This window comes from Lactiplantibacillus brownii, assembly GCF_031085375.1.
Classification (GTDB): Bacteria; Bacillota; Bacilli; order Lactobacillales; family Lactobacillaceae; genus Lactiplantibacillus; species Lactiplantibacillus brownii.
In genome coordinates, this window is sequence record NZ_JAVCWF010000001.1 from 1,601,222 (window position 1) to 1,619,471 (window position 18,250).

The 18,250-nt window shown below is 44.2% G+C and carries 18 protein-coding genes; 2 read left to right on the top strand and 16 right to left on the bottom strand.

Annotation, left to right across the window (positions count from 1 at the left end):
* Positions 1 to 26: 26 nt before the first annotated feature.
* From pepT to RA086_RS07435, 3 genes are read right to left on the bottom strand one after another with little or no spacing between them, the layout of a single operon-like run.
* Complete coding sequence (gene pepT, locus RA086_RS07425; protein ID WP_308703202.1) at positions 27 to 1,268, bottom strand: peptidase T; 1,242 nt, start codon at positions 1,266 to 1,268, stop codon at positions 27 to 29.
* A gap of 21 nt (positions 1,269 to 1,289) precedes the next feature.
* Positions 1,290 to 2,315, bottom strand: coding sequence for a Nif3-like dinuclear metal center hexameric protein (locus tag RA086_RS07430; RefSeq protein ID WP_308703203.1), 1,026 nt, complete (start codon positions 2,313 to 2,315; stop codon positions 1,290 to 1,292).
* On the bottom strand, positions 2,302 to 3,009 hold the full coding sequence (locus tag RA086_RS07435; RefSeq protein ID WP_308703204.1) for a tRNA (adenine(22)-N(1))-methyltransferase: 708 nt from the start codon (positions 3,007 to 3,009) through the stop codon (positions 2,302 to 2,304). Before RA086_RS07435 ends, RA086_RS07430 begins: the two co-directional genes overlap by 14 nt.
* Positions 3,010 to 3,346: 337 nt before the next feature.
* Here RA086_RS07435 and RA086_RS07440 point away from each other — a divergent pair, with 337 nt between their 5' ends.
* Positions 3,347 to 4,207 carry a helix-turn-helix domain-containing protein gene (locus RA086_RS07440; protein ID WP_308703205.1) on the top strand — a complete coding sequence of 287 codons (861 nt, stop codon included), beginning with the start codon at positions 3,347 to 3,349 and terminating at the stop codon, positions 4,205 to 4,207.
* A gap of 168 nt (positions 4,208 to 4,375) precedes the next feature.
* On the opposite strand, the gene rpoD is transcribed toward RA086_RS07440, so the two are convergent.
* From rpoD to rpsU, 11 genes are all read right to left on the bottom strand, one after another.
* Entirely contained in the window at positions 4,376 to 5,491 is a 1,116-nt protein-coding gene (gene rpoD / locus RA086_RS07445) for an RNA polymerase sigma factor RpoD (protein ID WP_308703206.1), read from the bottom strand.
* Between the two features lie 13 nt (positions 5,492 to 5,504).
* Positions 5,505 to 7,382 (bottom strand): DNA primase, encoded by a 1,878-nt coding sequence (gene dnaG, locus RA086_RS07450; protein ID WP_308703207.1) that lies wholly within the window; start codon positions 7,380 to 7,382, stop codon positions 5,505 to 5,507.
* A 302-nt stretch (positions 7,383 to 7,684) separates the two neighbouring features.
* Complete coding sequence (gene glyS / locus RA086_RS07455; protein WP_308703208.1) at positions 7,685 to 9,766, bottom strand: glycine--tRNA ligase subunit beta; 2,082 nt, start codon at positions 9,764 to 9,766, stop codon at positions 7,685 to 7,687.
* Entirely contained in the window at positions 9,766 to 10,665 is a 900-nt protein-coding gene (glyQ, locus tag RA086_RS07460; RefSeq protein ID WP_308703209.1) for a glycine--tRNA ligase subunit alpha, read from the bottom strand. Before glyQ ends, glyS begins: the two co-directional genes overlap by 1 nt.
* Before the next feature lie 284 nt (positions 10,666 to 10,949).
* The gene (recO, locus tag RA086_RS07465; protein WP_308704434.1) at positions 10,950 to 11,726 is read right to left on the bottom strand and encodes a DNA repair protein RecO; all 777 of its coding nucleotides are present in this window, start codon (positions 11,724 to 11,726) and stop codon (positions 10,950 to 10,952) included.
* Positions 11,727 to 11,755: 29 nt separating this feature from the next.
* Positions 11,756 to 12,661 (bottom strand): GTPase Era, encoded by a 906-nt coding sequence (gene era / locus RA086_RS07470; protein ID WP_308703210.1) that lies wholly within the window; start codon positions 12,659 to 12,661, stop codon positions 11,756 to 11,758.
* 19 nt (positions 12,662 to 12,680) lie between these two features.
* Entirely contained in the window at positions 12,681 to 13,094 is a 414-nt protein-coding gene (locus tag RA086_RS07475) for a diacylglycerol kinase family protein (RefSeq protein ID WP_308703211.1), read from the bottom strand.
* The gene (ybeY, locus tag RA086_RS07480) at positions 13,078 to 13,557 is read right to left on the bottom strand and encodes an rRNA maturation RNase YbeY (protein WP_308703212.1); all 480 of its coding nucleotides are present in this window, start codon (positions 13,555 to 13,557) and stop codon (positions 13,078 to 13,080) included. Before ybeY ends, RA086_RS07475 begins: the two co-directional genes overlap by 17 nt.
* Before the next feature lie 12 nt (positions 13,558 to 13,569).
* A complete protein-coding gene (locus tag RA086_RS07485; RefSeq protein ID WP_308703213.1) occupies positions 13,570 to 14,547 on the bottom strand; it encodes a PhoH family protein in 978 nt (325 codons plus the stop codon).
* Positions 14,548 to 14,746: 199 nt separating this feature from the next.
* Positions 14,747 to 15,190: a GatB/YqeY domain-containing protein gene (locus tag RA086_RS07490; protein ID WP_308703214.1), complete on the bottom strand. Its 444-nt coding sequence runs from the start codon at positions 15,188 to 15,190 to the stop codon at positions 14,747 to 14,749.
* 43 nt (positions 15,191 to 15,233) lie between these two features.
* Positions 15,234 to 15,422 carry a 30S ribosomal protein S21 gene (gene rpsU / locus RA086_RS07495; protein WP_003638914.1) on the bottom strand — a complete coding sequence of 63 codons (189 nt, stop codon included), beginning with the start codon at positions 15,420 to 15,422 and terminating at the stop codon, positions 15,234 to 15,236.
* 231 nt (positions 15,423 to 15,653) lie between these two features.
* On the opposite strand from rpsU, the gene RA086_RS07500 reads away from it, so the two are divergent.
* Positions 15,654 to 16,469 carry a pyruvate, water dikinase regulatory protein gene (locus tag RA086_RS07500; protein WP_308703215.1) on the top strand — a complete coding sequence of 272 codons (816 nt, stop codon included), beginning with the start codon at positions 15,654 to 15,656 and terminating at the stop codon, positions 16,467 to 16,469.
* Between the two features lie 85 nt (positions 16,470 to 16,554).
* On the opposite strand, the gene RA086_RS07505 is transcribed toward RA086_RS07500, so the two are convergent.
* Positions 16,555 to 17,274 (bottom strand): SDR family oxidoreductase, encoded by a 720-nt coding sequence (locus tag RA086_RS07505; protein ID WP_308703216.1) that lies wholly within the window; start codon positions 17,272 to 17,274, stop codon positions 16,555 to 16,557.
* Positions 17,275 to 17,342: 68 nt separating this feature from the next.
* The gene (locus RA086_RS07510; protein WP_308703217.1) at positions 17,343 to 18,239 is read right to left on the bottom strand and encodes a deoxyribonuclease IV; all 897 of its coding nucleotides are present in this window, start codon (positions 18,237 to 18,239) and stop codon (positions 17,343 to 17,345) included.
* Positions 18,240 to 18,250: the final 11 nt, after the last annotated feature.

Below are 18,250 nucleotides of genomic sequence, written 5' to 3' on the forward strand. Positions count from 1 at the left end.
ATATAACGAATGACCAACTTTGCCAACTATTTAGTTTGTTGTGCGTTATCTTGAATAATTTGTAGGACAACATCGACTGCTTGAGCCATCACTTGTTCGGAAACGTATTCGAAACGACCATGCATGTTTTCACCACCAGCAAATAAGTTCGGTGTTGGTAAGCCCATAAATGAGATTTTAGACCCATCCGTCCCGCCACGAATTGGTTCGATGACTGGCGCGATGTCCAGTTTTTCCATGGCTTGTTTAGCTAACTCAACGACCGTCATATCTTTTTCGATAATTTCACGCATATTGTAATATTGATCTTTCATGTCAATCTTAATATGTTCAACACCTAGCCGCTCATTGATTTTAGCCGCAGCGGCTTTAAACAATTTTTTGCGGGCTTCAAAGTTAGCGCGATCATGATCACGGATGATATAAGTCAACTTAGCATGATCAACGGTCCCATCCAAAGCTAATAGGAAGAAGAACCCTTCGCGACCCTTGGTTTTTTCTGGAACTTCATCATCAGGCAACGCATTTTGAAAATCAACGGCTAGTTGTAATGCATTGACCATGATACCGTATGCTTCACCGGGATGGACATTGACACCACTAATGTTGACTTCCGCCTGCGCGGCATTAAAGGTCTCATATTCCAATTCACCCAACGGACCACCATCAACCGTATAAGCAAAATCCGCATTAAAATCAGCCACATTAAAGTGGTCGGCGCCTGTCCCGATTTCTTCATCCGGTCCAAAACCAAAGCGGACAGTCCCATGTTTAACCTCTGGATGTGCCAACAAGTATTCGGCAACGCTAAATAATTCCGCAACCCCAGACTTATCATCAGCGCCCAGCAAGGTGTTCCCATCCGTGGTAATCAACGTGTGGCCCGCATAGTTTTTCAAATGTGGGAATACTTTAGGATCTAGTTCATAACCACTGGTTCCCAATTTGATGATCGATTGACCATCGTAGTTTTCAACAATTTGGGGTTGGATATTTTCCGCGTTAAAATCGGCGGTATCAATATGTGAGATAAACCCTAACGTTTTCACATCCGCAGTCGTATTTGCCGGTAAGGTCGCAAAGACATAGGCACTTTGGGGGTCTTGATGCACGTCACTCAATCCTAAAGCAGTTAATTTAGTCATCAACTGCTTTAAAAATGCCGTTTCACGTGGTGAAGATGGGACCGTCGTTGAGTTCTCGTCGGAACGACTATTCACCTTAACGAACGTTAAAAAGTCACTAATTAAATTTGGATACTTTGCCATGGTAATTCCTCCTCGTATCATTTAAATAAATGTAAACGGATCCGTATTCACATTTGAAGCCACAACCGCCAATTGCCAGTTATTCTCAGCCTGCCATTGTTTAAATAACGCCGTTAACTTAGGAATACAAATACTTTCAATATGATGGCCAGGATCAACAACGGACAAGCCAGCTGCCAACATGTCATGTGCCGTATGGTAGTAAACGTCGCCAGTCACATAAACTTGGGCACCTTGTGCTAAGGCTGTGGGATAAAATTTACCCCCGTCACCACCAAGAATAGCAACCCGTTGAATCAAGTCATCTGGATGCTGGCTAATTAGGCGCAACCCACCAATCTTAAAGGTCGACTTGCATTGCTCGGCGAATGCACTCACCGTCATTGGTTGCGCTAAATCACCGATTCGACCCATGCTGTACTGATGGCCACCACTAACCAGTGGTTGTAATTGATAATCCCAACGATCAGCGCTGACAAATTGATTGATGCCCGCGACGGCCTTGGTGACTTGGTCTTGTAAAATATCTACACTGAATTGTTCACCAGAATTAAAGGCATAACGATCCAATTTAGCTTTAGCGGTGTTAGTCAGATACTCTTGAACCGCTTCAACTTGATCCGTTGGCACGATGACCGTCATCTTAACCGCATCGGCATGATAACCTGGAACTAGTCCCGTAACATGCTTTAATTGCAAAGCTGCGGCTAACCAGTCATTCATCCCGTTATCCGTACTATCCAAATTAGTATGCGCCGCATAGACCAGAATATGATGGGCCGCAATTTTAGCGTACATGGCTTTTTGTGGCTCTTGATAGTCTAAGTTATTTGCCGGCCGAAACATTACTGGGTGATGGGCAAAGATCATGTCAGCCCCAACCTTAATAGCTTCATCAACCACTTCTGGTCGTACATCTAAGGTCACTAACACTTTATGAATCTCCTGCTGCCGGTCACCAATTTGTAGCCCACTGGGGTCACGATCCCACTTTAATTTTAATGGTGCAAATTGTTCAAAACGCTGAATCAACTCATTTGCCAACATCCGCTAAGACTCCCTCGATTAATTTAATTTTGGCATGCGCCGCGGCTAAATGTTCGGTCGGGGCGACTTTTGCTTGTTGCATCTGAGCCACCGCAGTTTGAGCCCGCTCAAGTTCTCGTTGCCACTTCGCCACAAAGACCGGAGACTTTTCAAGTCCTAAAAATGGCCCAAATAACTGTTCAGTGGCCGTATAATGTATCGTTGTCGCTGTTTTATCCGCCACAATCACTTCATACGTGTGGCCATCTTCGGCCAAGATTCGTTCAGCCGTAATCTTAAACTGATTGGCCGCTAGCCACTCTCTGACGGTCGCCTCACCCACGTTGGGTTGTAAAACTAACCGTTTGACGCCGACTAACGCAGCCGGTTTAGCCGCTAAAATATGGCGAATCAATGGACCACCCATGCCAGCAATCGTGATCGTATCGATCCGGTCGGCCGGCTGAATCGCCGCTAAGCCATCCGCCAATCGTGCGACGAGACAAGCGGTCAAATGTAATTTTTGAATCTCGTGCTGCGCGTTTTCGAAGGGTCCTTTGACCACTTCACCGGCAACACCATACTCAATTCGCTGATTTAAAGCTAAATTAGCCGGTAAGTAAGCGTGATCCGAGCCAATATCGGCCACTCGGGCACCCTGCGGTACAAACGCTCCTACCGTTGCTAACCGTGCTGATAATTGTTTGGCATCCACCGACATAACCCCTTTAAAAAAATATTTAAATCGCTTTCCTGTATGTATTTTAACATTGTTTAGGGTCGCTGTTGGGCCCAACAACTAAAATTCAACGCTTTTTTAACCCTGTAAAAAGTCGACACCACGGTGTCAGTTAAATTCCATCAACAGACCGCTAACCACCACGACCTATGGCGTTCAGTCACTTAGGAAAAGAGATCATTGATTGCCAATTTAAATTGACCACCGTTGTTTTGCGTAACTATTGAGTATAAAGGGACAGTGATTCGTCACTGCGTATTAAATCTAACTCAGTCACAGCTTAACACCAACCAAATTAAAGGAGTGTTTACTTATGATTCAATCGCAGTTAAAAACGATTCTACTGGATCGCACGATCAGTAACCAAGAACTAGCCGCTATGACCGGTATCAACCAGAAAGCACTGGTCAAAATTATTGATGGGCGCGCTAAAAGTATTTCATTCAGTCAATTGAATACCCTCATTCGGGTCCTAGACATTGAACTAGATGAGTTATTTATGATCACCCCAGATTTAGATCTTGAAGTCGTCCTCAACAGTATCAATGAAAATACCCACCAATTTAATGGGATTGTTAGTTTCATCGATCATGACCAACAAATTCAATTTGATCTACCGTTAACCGGTTATTACCGTCAAAATGGGTCGCTGTTTGTCTTCACCTTAAATGATGCCTTCGATGATGACTTAGGCAGTGACGGCATCGCCACCCGTTTAGACCAATTACTACCCGTTGAAACGATGTCAAACGCCAAGCGCGCTTTAGGACAACTATTGGAAAAATACCCTGAACAACAAGCTTGGTTCGAAGCAGATGGAATGCAACTGAGTGACGAGCCAACCGATGCGGAACTTGAACGTTATTTGCAAGTCGGTAATTTAGTTGCTCGAACCCAATACGAACGTCTGCATCGCCTGATTGAGCCACTCGCCATGGGTTTTCTGGCCGCAATCTATAGTGATTTTCCCCGCTTTCTCGGTAATCCGCAAACTATTACGTTACCTTGGGGTGTGCCGGATACCTTTCGCGTTTTTAACTTTAACCTCGCAGAAAGCCCTGAGTCGCTAGCTAATGGCGGCATTACCAAACGTCAAGAACAGCTCCGTCAGCAGCAAGCTTTTCCGGTCAGCTATAACAGTTTAGATGTGATCAGTTACTTTTCAGCCTCTTAACAACACTTAAAGTATGAGCGCGTCAGCCTGACTTTCTTTAAGTTGGCATAGCGTTGGTCTGCAGATAAATCAATCCCAGGTTTGACAAGCTATTGAGTCCTAACAAAAAAAGCGGCAGTGCCAATCAACCCATTTGAGGTTGACCAGCACTGCCGCTTTAAAATAACCTTATTCCAAGAAATCTTTTAATTGTTTGCTACGTGATGGGTGGCGTAATTTCCGCAACGCCTTGGCTTCGATTTGACGAATCCGTTCACGAGTGACACCGAAGACTTTTCCGACTTCTTCCAAAGTCCGAGTCCGGCCGTCATCGAGACCGAAACGTAACCGTAAGACATTTTCTTCCCGATCCGTTAAGGTGTCCAAAACGCCTTCCAATTGTTCCTTCAAAAGTTCATATGCCGCAGCATCCGCTGGGGAAGTTGCGTCTTGATCTTCAATGAAGTCACCTAAATGAGAATCATCCTCTTCACCAATTGGGGTTTCCAATGAAACAGGTTCTTGCGCGATCTTCAAGATCTCACGAACCTTTTCCGTTGGCATATCCATTTCAGCCCCAATTTCTTCAGGGGTAGGTTCGCGGCCTAAGTCTTGCAACAATTGACGTTGAATCCGGATCAATTTGTTGATGGTTTCGACCATGTGTACCGGAATCCGAATCGTCCGTGCCTGGTCCGCGATTGCCCGCGTAATGGCTTGCCGAATCCACCAAGTGGCATACGTCGAAAACTTGAACCCTTTGCGATAATCGAACTTTTCAACGGCCTTCATCAAGCCCATGTTACCTTCTTGAATCAAATCCAAGAATTGCATGCCCCGACCAACGTAACGTTTAGCAATTGAAACGACCAACCGCAAGTTAGCTTCAGCTAATTCTTGTTTGGCACTTTCATCGCCTTGTTCGATCCGTAACGCTAACGCAACTTCTTCATCGGCGGTCAAAAGGTCGACCCGCCCGATTTCCTTCAAGTACATCCGAACAGGATCATTGATCTTGATCCCAGTGGATGACCCGGCGCTACTTAATTCCTTCTTAGTAACCTTTTTGATACTCTTAACGGCACGTGCATCTGGATCACCTTTTTCATCGACGACACTGATCCCAGCATCTTCAACTTTTTGCAATAACTTATCGATGCCCTTGGCGTCAAGTTTATACGGCGCAGCAAGTTTATCAGATAATTCATCATATTTAATCGTACCAGTTTTTTTGTAATCCTTGATTAATGCTCGGACTGCTTTGTTGTATTCAGTCGTTGAACTGGTTGATTTTGCTTTTGCCATAAAATAGCCCCTCCTAGATGTTCTCAGCTTGTTGTACCCGCTGTGCTTGCCGGTACAACTCAATTAATTCTAAAGTTAGTTGTTGGACCAAATCACGATTGCCCAACTGTTTTGCCGCCGTTAATTCGGCTTTTTTACCATTAATTTTTTCGGCCACCGGTTGCTGATTCATGATGACATTCACCAAGTCAGCGACTTCTTCTTTCGAAGTCTCACCAGCCACATCCATAAACTCTAAACTAGTCACCACCGGCTGTAAGGCCTGATCACCCATAAAATCGGTGAAATTCGCTAGTTCAAACTGCGGATGGGTCTTAAAATAAGCTTCCGCAAAGACCAAAATTTGTTGATATTGGTCATGGACAAAGTGAAACCCTGCTATCGCCATCACCCGTAACCAGACATCATGATCGTGCAGTAAACGGAACAACAGCAGCCGTTCCGCACGCTCGACTCGACTCACCGGCCCATTTTCTGGCGGTACGCCTGTAATGGTTGGCGATGGTGGTGTCATATCGATTGGTGGTGGTGGCGTCAGTTGACCGCCACCACTGGGTTGTCGATGAACTGTTTGCTGCCCGGTCACCGAACGTAATTGTTGACGCAGATCGCCCTTATCCAGGCCAAATTCTTGTACCAATTGATTTAAATAGAGATCTTGCTCAACATTAGAAGTCAACCGACTCAACTGGGTCAATACGGCCGCAATATAAGTCAACTGATCCTGAGTATTTTGCAAGTTCAAATCACGGCGCAGATATTGCATCTCAAAAGCGGTCGGCGTTTGTTTACCATCCTCAAAAACCTGCGTAAACTTTTCCGCCCCAGCAGAACGCAAATACTCATCTGGGTCCATCCCATCAGGCATTTGGACGACCCCTAGTTGTAAACGGCTATTGCCATTCAACAACTTCAAGGCCCGATCGGTCGCTTTTTGACCCGGCATGTCACTATCATAACAAATATAGAGCTGGTCGGTCACCCGTTCCAACATGTAAATTTGTTCGTTCGTCAAACTGGTCCCCATTGAGGCGACCCCGTTTTGAATCCCGGCACGATACGCCGCAATGACATCCATAAACCCTTCGAACAAAACGACCGATTTATGCTGCCGAATTGCCCCACGGGCCAGATCAAAGTTGAAGAGTACCGAACGCTTATTAAATAGTTTCGTTTCCGGACTATTTAAATATTTTGGCTCATCTGGCGACTTCTTTAAAATCCGTCCTGAGAAAGCAATGACGCGACCACTCGCATCTTTAATTGGAAACAAGACCCGATTCACAAATCGATCACGCAATTCTCCGGCTTGATTTTCAATAAATAATCCTGACTGTCGCAACAATTGATAATCAATTTGATGCTCTTGAAAGAAATCCAGTAACAACTGTTTGGGCGGTGCAAAACCGATCCCAAACGTCTTGATGGTGTCATCGTCCAAACCACGCTGGTGCAAATACTTTAAGGCTGATTCACCAGCCTCCGTATTCAACAACACATGTTGATACAACTTGGCACTATCCGCGTAAAGCTTTAATAGTGCGGCTTGTTCTTTGTTCTGTGGCGTTGCTGGTTGACTCTGAGCCGTATAAGTTGCTGCCAACTCAATATGTCCAAAATCAGCAACCTTAGCGACCGCCTCTGGGAAAGATAAATTCTCCAGATCCATGATAAACGAAAAGACATTTCCGCCACGACCACAACTAAAACAATGAAAAATTTGTTTTTGTTCATTAACGGAAAAAGACGGCGTCCGTTCCTCATGAAACGGACACAACCCAAAGAGGTTTTTACCCGCCTTTTTCAGTTGGACGTACTGGCCGACAAAGTCTGCGATGTTGACCGCTGAACGAATTTGATCGACCTTTTCTTCTGGAATTAAATTGGCCACATCGCCACCCCATTTCTCACATTAACGACTGACAACTGCCAAAATAACCGCAACATTGAAAAGTCGCATCACGACAACGAGATGCGACTATTAATGTGCGAATTTCTACAAAATATAGTGTACCACAAGTTTGACAGCTGTGCAATAATAAGTCTCACTTATTAGACATATTTGTCAAGTTTGTTTGATGATACGCTCAAAGTACCGGTCTAACACACTTTTGACACATGACCCCAACCTAAAAAAGGAATCTGTTTGGCCAGATTAGCCAACAGATTCCTTTTATTGTACATCATTATACGTTATTTAACGATTAATTGGTTCAAGTCACCCATGACATTGACCATGTTGGCAATAATCAGTAATTGCTTCAAATGGTTGTCGCGAACTTTTTCATCCTTACTCATGACCATCGTCGCTTCAAAATAAGCGGCAATCAATGGCCGTAAGCCGGCTAACGCCTTAAAGCGGTCATCCATCGGCATCGTTGGTGTGACTGTCTTCTGAAGCTTTTCAACGGCTTCATACAATTTTTGTTCCGCATCATTTTCAAATAATGCTGGATCAACGGTCAAATCACTCACATCAATATCTGCCTTGGCAGTAATCCGTAGTAACCGAGTTAACGCCTCAATGGTGTCCTTAAATTGCGGATCATTTTGATGTGCATTGAGTACATCCGCAGCCCTAAACATTTCACGAATGTCTTGACGTTGGCCCTTAACGACCGTATCCACGATATCATAACGAATCTTTTGATTGCCAAACCATTGTTTGACCCGATCCGTCAAGAAATCAGCGACAGGTTGCGTTTGTTGGGCAAAATCCAAGTGATAAGTGGCGTCATTGGCTTTCAATTCAGATTGAATGGCTTCTTCAAACTGACGAATTGGGAAGTCCCAACCTTGATCACGGACAATCCGGACAATCCCGAAGGCTTGGCGACGTAAGGCAAATGGATCATTGGACCCATTTGGAATTAGGCCAACTGCAAAGAAACTCGTAATTGAATCAATTTTATCCGCAACCGCCAACACGGCCCCAACTTTAGACTTTGGCAAGGCGCCATCTGCACTAATTGGCATGTAGTGTTCACGGATGGCTTGACCAACCGCCGGATTTTCACCCTTCAGCACGGCATACTTGTCACCCATGACCCCTTGTAACTCAGGAAATTCACCGACCATCCCTGTCACCAAATCAAATTTATAGATTTGAGCAGCACGGTGTAATTGGTTCTTTTCAGTTTCACTCAGGCCAAATTGGTTTGCTAAGAAACCACTGATATACATGACCCGTTGCATTTTTTCATACATCGTCCCAATCTTATCGTGGAAACTAACCTTCTTTAAACGCTCAACATATTCTTGAATGGAGTGTTGTTGGTCTTCATGATAGAAGAAGGCCGCATCTTCCAAACGCGCTGTGAGTACCTTTTGGTTGCCTAAAACCACATTTTGTAAGTTTTCGGCATTCCCATTTCGAACTGAAACGAAATGTGGTAACAAGTTGTCATCCGCATCCGTGACATAGAAGAAACGTTGATGGTCCCGCATTGAGGTAATCAAGACTTCGTCGGGGATTTCCAAGTATTTAGCTTCAAAATCACCAGCAAATGCTGTCGGGTACTCAACTAAGTTATTGACTTCTTCAAGTAAGTCTTCATTTACTTTGATTTGCCAATCATGATCCTTCGCAAGTTGGGCAATTTGAGTTCTGATTTCAGCCTTACGTTTTGCGGCGTCAGCCACCACGTAGACTTGGGCCAAATCAGCTTCATAATCCGCAGCTGTCTTGATTTCAACATCGTGGCCTAAGAAACGATGACCACGACTCGTCCGACCCGCTTGGACGTCCAAAATTTTAATTGGTACGATCTCATCATCTAACAGTGAAACAAGCCACCGAATAGGCCGAATATATTTGAAGCTAAAGGTTGACCATTTCATCATAGTTGGGAAGTTCATCTTCGTGATGACAGATTTAACGCCCGCTAATACTTCACTAGCCGGTTTACCAGCAGTGAACGTTTGTACGAAGACATAAGGCGTTCCCTTGATTTCTTTGAACACGATGTCATCCGTAGAGGCGCCTTGGCCTTTTGAAAAGCCAATCGCTGCCTTGGTCCAGTTACCATCCGCATCCTGAGCGATCTTTTTGGCAGGGCCACGCACTTCTTTTTTAACATCTGCTTGCTTGTCTGCAAGGCCTTCAACTTGAAGCGTCAACCGGCGTGGTGTTGAAAATGTCTTGATGTTGTCAAAATCCAACCGTTCGTCTTTTAAGAATTTCGCAAAGCGTTCTTTTAACTGAATCACGCTAGGAGTGACGACATGTGCCGGCATTTCTTCCAAACCGATTTCTAATAAATAAGTTTTAGCCATTACTTTGTTTCCTCCTTCGCATGTTTTAACAATGGGAAGCCCCGCTTTTCACGTTGCGCCACAAATTCTTTGGCAATTGACTTCGCCATGTTCCGAATCCGATCAAGATAGCCAGCCCGTTCAGTGACTGAAACCATCCCCCGGGCATCCATCAAATTAAAGGTATGACTACATTTCAAACAATAGTCGTACGCTGGGTGTACTAAACCATTTTTGATCTGCTTTTTAGCTTCTTTTTCGTATTCATCGAATAGCATTAACAACAAGGCTTCGTTGCTTTCTTCAAAGGCATACTTAGAATTTTCATATTCTGGTTCCAAGAAGATGTCGCCATACTTCACGCCATCGCCCCATTCCAAGTCAAAGACCGAATTGACGTCTTGGATATAAGAAGAAAGGCGTTCTAGACCATAAGTAATTTCTGAAGTCACTGGATCAACTTCTAAGCCACCAACTTGTTGGAAATAAGTGAATTGGCTAATTTCCATCCCATCAAGCCAAACTTCCCAACCAACACCGGCACAGCCCATGGAGGGGTTCTCCCAGTTGTCTTCAACGAAGCGAATATCATGTTCTAATGGATCTAGACCTAATTTTTGGAGACTTTGTAAATAAAGCTCTTGAATATTTTCTGGTGAGGGTTTCATCACAACTTGGAATTGATGATGTTGATAAAGCCGGTTAGGGTTTTCACCATAACGACCATCCGCTGGCCGCCGTGATGGTTCAACATACGCTGCGTTCCATGGTTCTGGACCGATTGCTCGTAAGAACGTATACGGGCTCATCGTTCCGGCCCCTTTTTCCGTATCATAAGCCTGCATTAACATGCAGCCTTGATCTGACCAAAATTCTTGCAAGGTCAAAATAATCTCTTGCACTGATAACTTTTTGCTCATTTTCTTCCTCCCAAAATTAGTGACTGAATGGTTTGACGCCACAAAAAAAGTCCCCTGTCGTTCACTAAAAACGACATAGGGACGATTAAAATCGCGGTTCCACCCTACTTCTGGGTCTCCCCAGCAGCTTGATTAATTTCTGAAAGCTCCGAAAGCGCCAATTATCAAAACTTTTAACCACTTCTCACCACCGTGGTCTCACTATGAAAAGAGCTTGATAACTTTCTCTCATCAACACTTAACTATTCAGTTCTTCATCATCATAGTCGACTCGCTGGCGTTTGTCAATTATCGTTTGAACGGGGTTTCAAGGGTTGATACCAGCTACCCATCTGATCAATAAACTTTTTTGATTTGAGATGTAACCCCACTGAATTATCATAAATTTCATCGAGTACCCGGCGCAATTGGGCTGCGGTACTAGGCTTTACCTTGATTGAATTAACTTTTGCTAAATCCAGCACGGAAAACCGCCGCAAGTAAAAAATGGTGGCTTGGCTCGCGTGCAGTCGATGGGGATCTAAATGCCAATGTTGTTGACATAATAAGCCACCATAACTTTCCGAATAATCTAAAGGCAAGTCTTGACGACCACAAACCGTACACCAGCGCAATTCTGGCGCAACCCCAAACGCCCCCAGCAATTGGATTTCAATCACATTAGCAACGAGTGGCGGTGCCACCTCACGATCAATCAGTTGTAAGGCACTCACGATTTGCTGATACCAACGCCCGACCGGCTGATTGTCTGGATAGGCCACATCAATTAAATTCATAATGTAGGTGGCATAAGCATTTAGACTAATGTCTTGGCTAATTTGTTCAAAATATTGAACCGTTTTTACACTGTTAATGTAGGAAAGGCCTTGATCTTTTAAATCGCCCACATACTCGCCCATTGTAAATGGTAAGAGTTCTGCGGCCATTTTAAAACCACGCCGACGCGCCCCACGAATAAAGAACATCTTTTTCCCATATTCAGCGGTCAAAAACTTGATCAGCATGTCCCGTTCACGATAGTCACGCCGATAAAGCAAGATGCCGTTGAAATTGGTGACCATCTGTTGGGCCATACACTCACCTAACGATTCTAATAATCATCTTGCCGGTAACCGTAGCTAGCCAACAAGTTTTCTCGATCTTTCCAATTTTCTTGAACTTTGACCCAGAGTTCCAAATAAACTTTATCGCCTAATAAACGTTCAATATCCCGTCGTGCCAGCGAGCCAATCTTTTTCAACATGCTCCCGCCTTTACCAATGATGATCCCTTTTTGTGAAGACCGTTCAATGATGATCGTCGCTTGGATATGAATCTTTTCTTCATCTTGGCGTTTGATCGAATCAATCACGACCGCCGTTGAATGTGGCACTTCTTGCCGTGTCAATTCAAGCACTTTTTCACGAATCAATTCGGAGATAATGAACCGCTCTGGATGATCAGTAATCTGGTCTGAAGGATAGTATTGCGGTCCGACCGGCAACTTGCCCTTCAAAGTCTCTACCAATTCTTCGACATTGTTCCCTTCCAAGGCAGAGATTGGGTAGACTTCTTCCCATTTAAGGGCGTCTTGGTACTGATCCATAATCTCTAACAAGTGGTCAGGATGAATTTGATCGATCTTATTAATGACCAAATAAATCGGCTTTTTAACCGCCTTTAAACGTTCAATAATAAAGTTGTCCCCGGCGCCCCGGCGTTCATCAGCGTTGATCATAAACAACACGGCATCTACTTCACCAAGTGTCGACAAGGCTGATTTGACCATAAAATCGCCTAACCGACTGTGTGGCTTATGAATCCCAGGAGTGTCAATAAAGACCATCTGAGTATCCTTAGTCGTGTAAATTCCTTGAATCCGGTTTCGCGTCGTCTGAGCTTTATCCGACATGATTGCCACTTTTTGACCAACAATTCGGTTTAATAAAGTGGACTTACCCACGTTGGGTCGACCAATAATGGCCACAAAGCCAGAACGAAAATCTTGATTATCCATAATATAGTTATTCCCTTTCTTACCGCCAAGTTAAGTATAACTGCCAGAATTTCGGTAAAAACAAAATCAAGCCGACTAAAACTGCAAAGGCAGCCGCAAAAACGACGGCACCAGCAGCGATATCTTTAACTTTTTTAGCTAACGGATGGTAGTGCGGCCCAGTGATCAGATCACAAATATTTTCAGCAATCGTGTTGTTAATCTCACACAACATGACCAAAAAGATTGCTAAACTAAGCCATAGCCACTGATTAACGGTTAGACCAAAGAACCAACCAGCCAGCAATGCCACCGTTCCTAACACAATGTGCGTCCGCATATTTCGTTCTTCACGAACAACCGTTTTTAACCCCGTCCAAGCATGCAACCACGACTGCCAAAACGAGTGATTTTTATCAATTTGCGGTTTAACTGGTCTATTTTTTGAGGCCATACGTGTCTAAAATCTTTCGCTGTAAAGCAAACATCGCGGTTTCATCTGCTGGTTGCATATGGTCATAGCCATTCAAATGTAAGAAACCGTGGACCACAAGATAGCCTAATTCACGTTCACGCGAATGTTTTAAAAAGGCGGCTTGTTCGTCAACTTTATCAACCGAAATCATAATATCCCCTAAATTTAGTGGCATCTCAGCCGCCATTTCTGGGTCCATCACGATCAAATCATCTTCATCATCATCATGCATCGCAAAACTAATCACATCCGTCGGGCGATCGACCCCACGGTAGGTTTCATTAATTTTTTGAATCGCTTCATTATTCATTAATGTCACCGAAACTTCAGTATCGTCCCGTAACTTCAATGTTTTTCCCGCCAACGCGATCAGGTCGCGAACCAACTGTAAGTCAGACTCACGCGCTCCCGCAACGGTTTGATCAACTAATTCTAAATCCATGATTGCCTCCGTTTAGCGTTGTTCGACCTTTTCATAGGCGGTAATAATTTTAGCAACAACTGGGTTCCGCACGACGTCATCCGCCGTAAACTTGACGAAAGCAATGTTGCTGACCCCTGTCAAAATCCGTTCAGCTTGAATCAAGCCACTGGTCGTATTTCGTGGTAAATCAATCTGTGAAATATCCCCATTGACGATCATCTTAGAACCGAAACCTAGACGTGTCAGAAACATCTTCATTTGGGCATTCGTCGTATTCTGGGCTTCGTCCAAAATAACGAACGCACGATCCAATGTCCGACCCCGCATATAGGCCAACGGCGCAATTTCAATGACGCCACGATCCATCAATCGCTGCGTATGTTCAGCACCGTAGATTTCGTAAAGGGCATCATAGATTGGCCGCAAATAAGGATCAACTTTTTCTTTTAGATCACCAGGTAAGAAGCCTAAGCTTTCGCCAGCTTCAACTGCCGGCCGTGTCAAAATGATCTTCTCAACATCGCCACGCTTCAATGCAGCGACTGCCATGACGACCGCCAGATAGGTTTTCCCAGTCCCGGCTGGTCCAATACCAAAAGTAATATCACTTTTCGCAACCGCTTGGACATACTGGCGTTGACCAAAGTTTTTGACACGTACCGGTCGTCCCCGATTATCCTTGATCAGTGTTTCGGCATATAGGTCCTTAAAATAATCTAGGGTGCCACGATTAACCATTTTAATCGCACTGATCACGTCTGGTGCACCAATCTGAATACCCTGCTTAATTAAACTCGTTAAATTTTCTAAAACAGCATAAGTTTTATGAACAGTTTCTTCATCATCGCCACTAATCGTCATTTGGTCACCAAAAACATGGAGATTGACGTGTAAGCCATCTTCTATCATGGTCAAATGTTGATCTTCTGGTCCGAGTAGCGCCACTGATTGGCCAGGGTCAGCAATGAGAAACTTTTGTTCATATTTTGAGTTTTCGGTCAAAAACATGGACTCCTTTATAGACAGATTTAATGACCATGTTCTGCCATGGTCGTTGCTAAAATCTCGTTTAGCACTCGAAATTTTAGCGTGCTTTTGTTAACTAATCATAGCATAAAACCCTGGACCCTACCAGCATCGCCCTTCCACTGCTAACAAGACTTGACGACACTAAAAAAGCCAAGGAATTTCTTCCTTGACTTAACCGTTAATTCAATAATGATTTAACTGTTTGGTTGATAAGTTTACCGTCTGCTTGGCCTTTCAGCTTTGGCATGACTGCACCCATCACTTTACCAAAATCGCCCTTGCCGGTAGCACCGACTTGTTTAATCGTGGCCGCAACGATTTGTTTGACTTCATCGTCAGACAACTGCTTTGGCATGTACTTTTCAACAATGACAATTTCAGCTTGGACGCCGTCAACTAAATCTTGACGACCAGCCTTTTCGAATTCACTTAATGATTCGCGCCGTTGCTTCAGTTCGCGTGAAATAACACTCACTTCTTCATCGGCAGTTAAATCATGGCCAGCATTAATCTTTTCATTCATTAATGCTGACTTAAGCATCCGCAAAACACTGAGGCTTTGCTTATCGCGCGCTTTCATTGCAGCTTTAAGATCACCATTGAGCGTTTCTGTTAAACTCATTGGGTACCCTCCTCAATTTCAAGTGCTAGTATCGAAATACTAATTACTTGAAACGACGACGGTTCTTACGCTTCCGCGCTGCTTCAGATTTTAACTTCTTCTTCACACTTGGTTTTTCGTAAAATTCCCGTTTGCGGTATTCTTGTAAAGTACCACTTTTTGAAACGGTACGTTTAAAGCGACGAAGAGCATCATCAAGAGATTCGTTTTTACGAACGACTGTTTTTGCCATAATAAATTCCCTCCCTCCGAGCTTAAAAAGTAACCGTCAAATTATGTAACCTTACATAATACAACTGTTCTAGTAAATTATACATAAATCGTAAAACCCCGTCAATAAAAGTTTTAGGAATAATAAAAATAATCTGCAAACAAACGATTATTCCGGGCAGTAAATCGTTTTCATAACCCTATGCCTATGCTACACTAGAGACATTATTAAGAATGAAACGAGGTTTTAACCATGCCCAAAATTAAGATCTTTATTTTATCAGATTCCGTCGGTGAAACGGCTCATTCAGTCGCTCAAGCCGCTGCGGCTCAATTTTCTAATTTTGAAATCATCTACCAACGTTTTCCATTCGTCCGGACTGAATCACTATTAAACACCGTTTTAGCTCAAGCCGAAAAAGAACAAGCGGCAGTTTTCCACACTTTTGTAGATCGCAAGTTAAGTCAAATGGTGAACCAATTCTGTAAGGCGCACAATTTACCTTACTATGACGTCATGACACCGGCTTTGGACACTTTCTCAGGCATCACACACGCGCAACCATCGAATCATCCTGGGACGGTGCATGCGCTTAATAATAACTATTTTGACCGGATTAACGCCATCGAATTTGCTGTGACCTATGATGATGGTAAAAATCCCTCTGGCTTCTTAGAAGCTGACGTCGTCTTACTTGGCGTTTCACGGACCTCTAAAACACCATTGTCATTATACTTAGCTAACCGCAATTTGAAAGTTGCAAACTTACCATTGGTACCCAAAGCACAAATTCCAGATGAGATTTGGCAAGTTGATCCTAAAAAGATCTTTGGCCTAACTAATGATCCTGAAAAGCTCAATGATATTCGGCGGCAACGGATGGTCCAATATGGGCTCAATCCTGACACCATGTATTCCAACACCGACAAAATCAAGGAAGAGCTCGCTTCGGCGGACAAGATCTTCAAGAAAATTGGTTGCTTAGTGATCAATGTTGCTAACAAGTCCATTGAAGAGACCGCCACTCTAATCACCGAAAGTTTAGGCTACAACGAAGCTAACCATTAAAATTAAGTTGATTTCATCGCGCCTGATCGCCACCTAGTAGACACTAAGTGGTCATCAGGCGTTTTAGTTTGGGCTTAAACTTGGCTTATAAGTCCACGCCACCATCAACATGCAATACTTGGCCGGTCACAAAGTCATTCTGCATCAAATAGACGTAGGCCGCCGCGACTTCAGCCTTGGTGCCGACTCGTTTTAAGGGCACCCCTTGGGCAAAAACTGCCGCTTGTTTTTGGACTTGCTCAGGTGTCAGTTGCCGCCAAAGTCCAGTTGGTGTCCAAGTCGGGGCGACCGCGTTGACGCGAAAATCTGGGGCCATCTCAACCGCCAAGCCAGCAACCAAGGTATTGATCGCTTGATTGCCGATAATGGCTCCGGAAGCGTCATATGGATGCCCGCCTGATCCCGAGGTTAAGATTAATGATCCTTGTGGTCGGAGCTTCTTGGCAGCGAGCTGTGACAATTGTAAATTTGCAAAGAATTTGGCCTCAATCGCTTGGCGAATGGCTGCGACAGAATTATCAAGGAAGCCTCCGCCCATCGCGCCACCAAGAAATGACAAAATATGGTCAAAGGGCGCTTGTTGGTCAAAAAAGGCTGCTAATGTCGACCTATTTTGGGCATCCAACGCCGTTCCGCAAACGCGGTGATCACTAGTTTGTAACGCTTGAACGGCTTGATCAACGTGTGCTTGTGAGTGACCAATAATCTGCACCGTAGCTCCCGCTGCCAAAGCCTGCTGGGCAACCGAAAAGCCAAACCCAGATGTCCCACCAACAATTAAAAGTTGCTTTTGCGCTAAATTCATCGTAAAACCTCCAAAATTTTTAAACAAAAAAGACGATCAGCTTCACTTTGATCGTCTTTAATTCTGATTTAAACTTGTGCTTCAATATCAGCAATTAAATTAGGATTGAACTTGCCAGCCTTCAACATCGCAATCTCATATTTATACGGCGCAACTTGGTGCTTCTTATCTGGGCCAACATACGGCGTTTCGAGGATCTTACTGATATTGGGCAGTTGTGGGTGATGTGCAACTTGGTTCAGGGCGTCAAAACCAATCGTTCCCATCCCAATATTAGTATGGCGATCCTTATGAGCGCCTTGTGGATTCTTAGAATCATTTAGATGAATGACCTGTAATCGATCCAACCCAATGACATGATCGAACTCATTTAACACCCCGTCAAAGTCATCCTTAATGTTATAACCAGCATCGCTAGTGTGACAAGTGTCAAAAGTGACCGATAATTTTTCATTATAGGTGACACCATCGATCATTTTCGCAAGTTCTTCGAAAGTCCGGCCGACTTCAGTCCCTTTGCCAGCCATAGTTTCTAAAGCAATCTGAATCGTCTGTTCCGGTCGAATCACCGCATTTAAGCCCTTCACAATCTGGGCAATTGCCGCCTCTGCCCCGGCACCAACATGCGCGCCTGGATGTAAGGTCAGTTGGGTTGCGCCGACCGCTTCTGCACGTTTGATCTCCTGAGCTAAAAACTCCGTGGCAAAATCAAAGTACCCCGGCTTCTTGGTATTACCAAGATTCACAATGTATGGCGCATGCACCACAATTTGTTGCAGATCATTGGCGGCCATGACCGCTTGACCGGCGGGAATATTCATCTCGTCAATCGGTTTGCGGCGCGTATTTTGCGGAGCGCCGGTATAGATCATAAACGTATTAGCCCCATAATTGAGGGCTTCGTTAGCAGCTCCCAATAACATATCTGGTGCTTTCATCGACACATGTGATCCTAGTCTGAGCATAGTTTGCCTCC